General features: G+C 67.1%; 7 protein-coding genes. 5 read left to right on the forward strand and 2 right to left on the reverse strand.

Annotated elements, in window-relative coordinates; translation table 11 throughout:
• Positions 1-49 precede the first annotated feature (49 nt).
• Positions 50-199, forward strand: coding sequence for a hypothetical protein (locus AC1DS3_RS33175; RefSeq protein ID WP_441640414.1), 150 nt, complete (start codon positions 50-52; stop codon positions 197-199).
• A gap of 53 nt (positions 200-252) precedes the next feature.
• On the opposite strand, the gene AC1DS3_RS33180 is transcribed toward AC1DS3_RS33175, so the two are convergent.
• Positions 253-714, reverse strand: coding sequence for an Lrp/AsnC family transcriptional regulator (locus tag AC1DS3_RS33180; protein WP_043353252.1), 462 nt, complete (start codon positions 712-714; stop codon positions 253-255).
• Positions 715-841: 127 nt separating this feature from the next.
• On the opposite strand from AC1DS3_RS33180, the gene AC1DS3_RS33185 reads away from it, so the two are divergent.
• From AC1DS3_RS33185 to AC1DS3_RS33195, 3 genes are all read left to right on the forward strand, one after another.
• Positions 842-1477 (forward strand): LysE family translocator, encoded by a 636-nt coding sequence (locus AC1DS3_RS33185; RefSeq protein WP_441640413.1) that lies wholly within the window; start codon positions 842-844, stop codon positions 1475-1477.
• Between the two features lie 272 nt (positions 1478-1749).
• The gene (locus AC1DS3_RS33190; protein ID WP_477128823.1) at positions 1750-2904 is read left to right on the forward strand and encodes a patatin-like phospholipase family protein; all 1155 of its coding nucleotides are present in this window, start codon (positions 1750-1752) and stop codon (positions 2902-2904) included.
• A 193-nt stretch (positions 2905-3097) separates the two neighbouring features.
• A complete protein-coding gene (locus AC1DS3_RS33195; RefSeq protein WP_441640411.1) occupies positions 3098-3898 on the forward strand; it encodes an SDR family oxidoreductase in 801 nt (266 codons plus the stop codon).
• Positions 3899-4010: 112 nt separating this feature from the next.
• Here the strand turns inward: AC1DS3_RS33195 and AC1DS3_RS33200 are convergent, their stop codons facing one another.
• Positions 4011-4919, reverse strand: a complete 909-nt coding sequence (locus AC1DS3_RS33200; RefSeq protein WP_253932335.1) for a LysR family transcriptional regulator — start codon at positions 4917-4919, stop codon at positions 4011-4013.
• 276 nt (positions 4920-5195) lie between these two features.
• Between AC1DS3_RS33200 and AC1DS3_RS33205 the strand changes: the two genes are divergently transcribed.
• The coding region (locus AC1DS3_RS33205) for an MFS transporter (RefSeq protein ID WP_477128824.1) at positions 5196-6335 on the forward strand (1140 nt) is incomplete at its 3' end.

Genomic DNA, 6335 nt, shown 5'->3' on the forward strand with positions numbered 1-6335 from the left:
ACTATAGCCGGGGGGCTGATCGAGCTTATCCCTCGGCGGCAAGGCAGCGGTGCTGGCGGCCGAGTTCTCGCAGTGGTTCTCCGATCTGTGGCACGGCAAGCAACTGGCCTTCACCGTGGCGATCCTGTGCACGGGCATCGCGCTTTTATGCTTCTTTGTAGCGCGTGAGCTGTCCCTGGCCGCGAACCGCGACGACTGAACCCGGCTGCGGCGCCTAGCCTTGCCACGTCATCGCGTCATCACGTCATCACGTCATAGCAACGGCAAGCCGGCATTGCGCTTGACCTCGCCCAGCGACAGCATGGATTCCACCGCTGTCACGCCGGGCAATGTGCGCAGTACATCGCGCATGAAGATGCCGTAATCCTCCAGGTCGCGCGCGACCACCAAGAGTAGGTAATCGGCGCTGCCCGACACGTTATGGCACGAGACGATGCGTGGGATTGCCTGGATCTCGCGCTCGAAGCGGTCGGAGAGCTCACGGCTGTGCACGCCAAAGCGGACCTGCGTGAACGCCATCAGGCCAAGCCCTAGGGCCTGGCGGGACAGTACCGCGCGATAGGCCTCGATATAGCCGTCGGCCTCCAGCCGCTTGAGCCGGCGCGCGCACGGTGTCTCGCTCAGCCCCACGGATTCCGCCACGCTGGCGTTGGTGGCGCGCCCGTCCGCCTGCAGCGCCATCAGGATGGCGCGATCGGTTTTATCGAGATCCAAGAGCAAGACTCCAATCAGTAAGTCAAAATTAGCGGATTCCACCAAATTATATGGTTTTCCACCATAAGATCGCCAGAATCCCCTCCAGCCCCTGGGTCATGATGTTGCCCTCGTCACGGCATGCATCATGGTCTCCCTACATTTGCTCGTTACCTTTATCGGCGCCTTGGCCGTGGTCTACGCCTTACCCGGGCCGGACATGGCACTGGTGCTGCAAACCAGCACCGGCCGGGGCGTCCGCCATGGCCTGGCCACCGTCGCCGGCCTGGCCATGGCACGCGCGGCGCATGTCACGCTCTCGGCATGCGGCGTGGCCGCGCTGCTGCGCGCGGCGCCCTGGCTCTACCAGGGCATCCGCGTCGCGGGCGGCCTTTACCTGGCCTATGTGGCCGTCCAGATCTTCCGCAGCCCAGCCTTCGGGATGCACGCCGGCACCGGCGCGGCAGCAACACCGGTGCGGCTGCGCGCCTCCGTCGCCAAGGGGGCGCTCAGCAGCATCCTTAATCCCAAGGCCCTGCTCTTTTGTTCCGTGCTGTTGCCGCAGTTCGTGGATCCGCATGGCGCGCCGGTGTGGTCGCAGGTACTTGAGCTCGGCGTGGTGCTGGTGCTGACCGGCGTGGCCTTCGACCTGGCGTGCGTGTTCGGCGCGCTGCGCCTGACCGGCTGGCTACGCCGGAGCCCGCGCGCGCAGACGGTCCAGCGCTGGTCCTTCTCGGCCGCGCTGCTGGCCTTTGCCGCGCGGATCTCCTTCGAGCAAGGCTAAGCACAGGACGACGGCACCTGCGCGCGTGTGACGCCTTTTGCCCACTGGCAACACGGCTCTGGCAAGAACGGCGCGAGGTGCTAGCCTTACTAAGCGGCCAGGCACTGCGAGTCTGCCTGCGGGGCCGCCGATGCACACCAGGCGGCAAGGGGCCGATGGACAAGCCCGTCATCATTGCGCTCGATGACGATCCCGTCCATGTCCGGCGGCCGCTCATGCCGCGAACACCGGCAAATGCGGCCGCCCCCTGACAACCCGGGAGCCGGAACACCATGGATAGCAAGACGCAACCCGCCGCAGCCCCGACCGACGCACCTGGCGCTGCCAGTCGGCCCATCGATCAGCAAGTGGTGTTCGTCCTGCAGGGAGGGGGCGCGCTGGGCGCCTTCCAGGCGGGGGTCTACCAGGCGCTGCACGAGGCCGGGGTCGAGCCCGACTGGGCCATCKGCACCTCCATCGGCGCCATCAACGGCTCGATCGTGGCGGGCAACCGGCCTGCGGATCGCTTGCCGCGCCTGCGGCAGTTCTGGGAGCAGGTGGGCCGCCACGGGCCACTCGAACTAGCCCGCCTGCTCTCGGGCGGCGACGGCACGATGTCGAACCTTGCAACCCTCACCCAGGGCATCCCTGGCTTCTTCACGCCAAACCCGGCTGCCTGGTTCGGCACGCGCGTGCCGCTAGGGGTGGAGCGGGCCAGCTTCTATTCTGTCTCGCCACTGCGCGAGACCCTGCTCTCGCTGGTGGATTTCGCTTACCTCAGCGAAAAACACACGCGGCTCACCGTCGGCATGGTCAATGTCCGCAGCGGCAAGATGTGCTACTACACCAACCGGGACACCGYGCTGAGCGTGGAGCATCTGCTGGCATCCGCGGMGCTGCCGCCGGGCTTCCCGGCGATCCGGATCGACGGCGAAGCGTTTTGGGACGGTGGCATCTGCTCCAACACGCCGATCGAAGCCGTGCTCGACGACCACCCTCGCCGCAGCTCGGTGATCTTCGCCGTGCAGCTGTGGCCGCTGCAAGGCCCGGAGCCCGACACCATCTGGCAAGCCATGGGACGGCAGCGGGATATCCAGTACTCAAGCCGCGCCGAGACCCAGCTGGAGCACCAGAGGCAATTGCACCGGCTGCGGCATGTGATCCGCGAACTCGGCAAGCACATTCCCCAGGCGGAGCGCAGCACGCCCGCGGTCGAGACGTTGCTGGGCTGGGGCTGCCATACCACCATGCACGTGGTCGAGCTCAATGCGCCGTCGTTCGACGGCGAAGACCTGACCAAGGACATCGACTTCAGCGCCGCCGGCATCGACGCGCGCTGGAACGCCGGCTATGTCCACGGCAAGCAAGCCATCGCGGCCGCGCCCTGGCGCGGCGTGCTCGACCCGATCGAGGGCATCGCGGTGCATGCAGCGCTGACACCGGCGTAGGTGCGTTGGCGCCGCGCTGGCACGACGTCCCGGGATTGAGCGCTCGCCAGCAAGGCTGGCGCAGCCGCGCTAAGATGGCACCCCTGTTGTCTCACCGGCCTGACGGCCGCCCCGCCACGCGCGCGGATCCGCCCCATTGATCGATTGATCGATCGACGCCCGTGCGCTCCCTGACCAGCCAGGACACATCACCATGGATCTCGAACTTCGCAATCAACGCGTGCTCATCACCGGCGGCAGCCGCGGCATTGGCCTGGCCTGCGCGGCCGGCTTCCTGCGCGAGGGTGCGCGCGTAGCCATCGTTTCGCGCAGCGCCGAGAACCTGGCCACGGCCCGCGCCAGCCTGGCCGAAGGCGAAGGCGAATACGCCAAGGACGTGGTCACGCTATCCGCCGACCTGACCGATATCGCCGAGGCCGCGCGCGCGGTGGAGCAGGCCGTGGCGGCGCTTGGCGCCATCGACATCCTGGTGACCTCCGCCGGCGCGGCCAAGCGCCGCCCGCCGGACGAGCTGACCCCGCAGCTGTGGCAGGACGCCATGGCCGCCAAGTACTTCAGCTACATCAACGTGATCGACCCCGTGGTCAAGCGCATGGCGCAGCAGGGGCGCGGCGCCATCGTCAATATCGTGGGCATGGGCGGCAAGCTGGCCAACCCCGCCCACCTGGCGGGCGGCGCGGCCAACGCGGCGCTGATGCTGGCCAGCGCCGGCCTGGCCAATGCCTATGGCAAGCAGGGTGTGCGCGTGAACGCCGTCAACCCGGCGGCCACGCATACCGAACGCCTGCAGCAAGGCATGGAAGTGGATGCGCGCATCGGCGGCACGACCGTGGAGCAGGCATTGGCACGCGCCAACGCGCGCACTGGCCTGGGCCGCCTGGCCACGCCGGAAGAGGTGGCGGATGCCGTGCTGTTCCTCGCCTCGCCCCGCGCCAGCTATATCTCGGGCGCCATCCTGTCGGTCGATGGCGCCACCACGCCGATGGTGGTCTGACGCCGCTGCACGCTACCGTACAGACACGCCCCGCCACGTGTGCGATTGTCAGGCCACAGTCTGCGCAAGGAGCGTGTCATGAACAGCATCGTCTGGTTGGTAGGCGCGGTGGTCATTGTCCTGTTTGTACTCGGCTTTTTCGGCCTGAGGTAACCGCGGGCCGCGACACCAGTTCGATATAGCGTCGAATGGTCGCGGCCTTCTCGTACTGGCGCGACATCAGCGACAGATACGACGTCACCTCCAGGCCCGCGATATCCCGGTAGACAAGGCTGGGCAGGCTGATATGGCCGGCCACGGCGTTCGGGACAATCGCCACGCCTTCGCCCAGCGACACCAGTGTCAGCACCGCCACCAGCCCGCCCGGCTGCGGGCCCAGCCTGGGCACGAAGCCACCCTGCTCGGCGGTGGACAGCGTGCCCGAAACCTGTTCGGGAAGAATGAATGTCTCCGCCTTGAGATGCGCGGGCTGGATCTCGGCCAGGCCGCACAGCCATGAATCGCTGTGCAGCGCGAGGATAAAGCCTTCCGGCGCCAGCGGCAGCGCGTCCACGCCCTCGGGCAGGTTCATCGGGGAGCGGATATAGGCGATGTCGACCTGACCATCCCTGACCTGCTCGGGCAGCGTGCCCATGGGCGCCTCGCGCACCAGCAGTTGCACATCGGGGCAAGCCTTGCGGAATGCCGCGACTTGCCGCTGGAGCACGCCCGAGTAGGCCGCCGAGGCGACATAACCCACATGGATCTTGCCCGTCTCGCCACGCGCCTCGCGCTGGGCGCGCAGTTGGGCGGCCTCGAACTGCGCCACCACGGCTTGCGCCTCCGCCAGCAGCACCTCGCCGGCCGGCGTCAACGCCACCGAGCGCTGGTTGCGCTCGAACAGGCGAATGCCAAGGCTAGCTTCCATCTCCTGGATCTGGCGGGTAAGCGTCGGCGTGGAAATGCCGAGCCGCGCGGCGGCGCGGGTGAAGTGCAAGTCCTGGGCTACCGCGATGAAGTAGCGAAAGTGGCGCAGTTCCATCGGTTTGCTGTTTTACCTTCTAGGTCGTCTAGGTCGTCTAGGTCGTCTAAGTGCTTTCTGATTATTAGCTGCAAGGCAATAAAATAGCACGGCCAGCGCAACAACGCGCGGCCCTGCCCGCCGTATCCTAGCCCGCATCCAATCAAGGAATGCGACAGGAAGCAACGACATGCGGCACAAGACGAATCGGCACCCACAGCCAGCCAGGCACGGCACATCCAGATTTATTTCATTTCAGGCAATATCGCCGGCAGGGCTGTTTGACGGGGAGACGGCATGAGCGGCATGAACTCGCGCGCCGCGCTGCTGACCGCCTCGGGCGCCTGCGCGCTGATCGTCCTCGACACCAACATCGTGGCTGTCACGCTGCCGCGCATCGCGAGCGACCTGCATGCCACGTTCTCCGATATCGAGTGGGTGGTCAGCGCCTACATGCTGACCTTTGCCGGCGGCCTGCTGCCCGCGGGCAGCCTGGCCGACAAGTTCGGCCGCAAGCTCATGCTGCTGACCGGCCTGGCGGTCTTCATGCTGGCCTCGCTGGGCTGCGGCCTGGCCGGGAGCAGCCTGGCGCTGAACCTGGCGCGCGCCGTCAAGGGCGTGGGCGCTGCCATGCTGCTGACCTMCGCGCTGGCGACCATCGCGCACGCCTTTCACGACGAACGCGAGCGTGCCCGGGCGTGGGCCTTCTGGGGCGCGTGCATGGGTGTGGCCATGCTGGTCGCGCCGAGCCTTGGCGGCGTCATCAGCCAGGCGTTGKGATGGCGCTGGGTGTTCCTGCTGAACCTGCCGGTCGGCATCCTGCTGGGTGCCATGGTGCTGCGGCATATTGCGGAGTCGCGCGACACGGGCGCGGCGCGCATCGACCTGTGGGGTGGGCTATGTTTTTGCGGCAGCCTGTTCCTGATGATCTGGGCCCTGATCGAGGCCAACCGCATTGGCTGGGGCGACACGCACACCGTGATGCGGCTGGCCGGCGGCGCCTTGCTCTTCGCGCTGTTTATCGGCGTGGAGCGCATCCAGCGCCGGCCCATGGTGGATCTCACGCTGTTCCGCAATCCGCGCCTGATCGGCGCGTTGCTCGGCATGGCCGCCTATGCCGCCTGCGCCCAGGTGATGATGACCTTGATCCCGCTATATCTGCAGACGGGCCTGGGGTTCTCGGCGATCGCTTCAGGCGCCGCCATGCTGCCGTTTGCGCTGACCATGCTGATCTTTCCGCGCATCGGCGTGCGGCTGTCGGGGCGGCTGGATGCGCCGTCGATGCTGGTGTTCGGGCTCGTGCTGGTCGGCCTCGGCAACCTGCTGAGCGCGTGGGCGGCTGTCACCATGTCCTACCTGCCTTTCGCGCTGGCCATTGCCGTCACCGGCAGCGGCGCGGGCCTGCTCAATGGCGATACGCAGAAGAACATCATGGCC

Source organism: Cupriavidus sp. 01L46 (assembly GCF_056399905.1).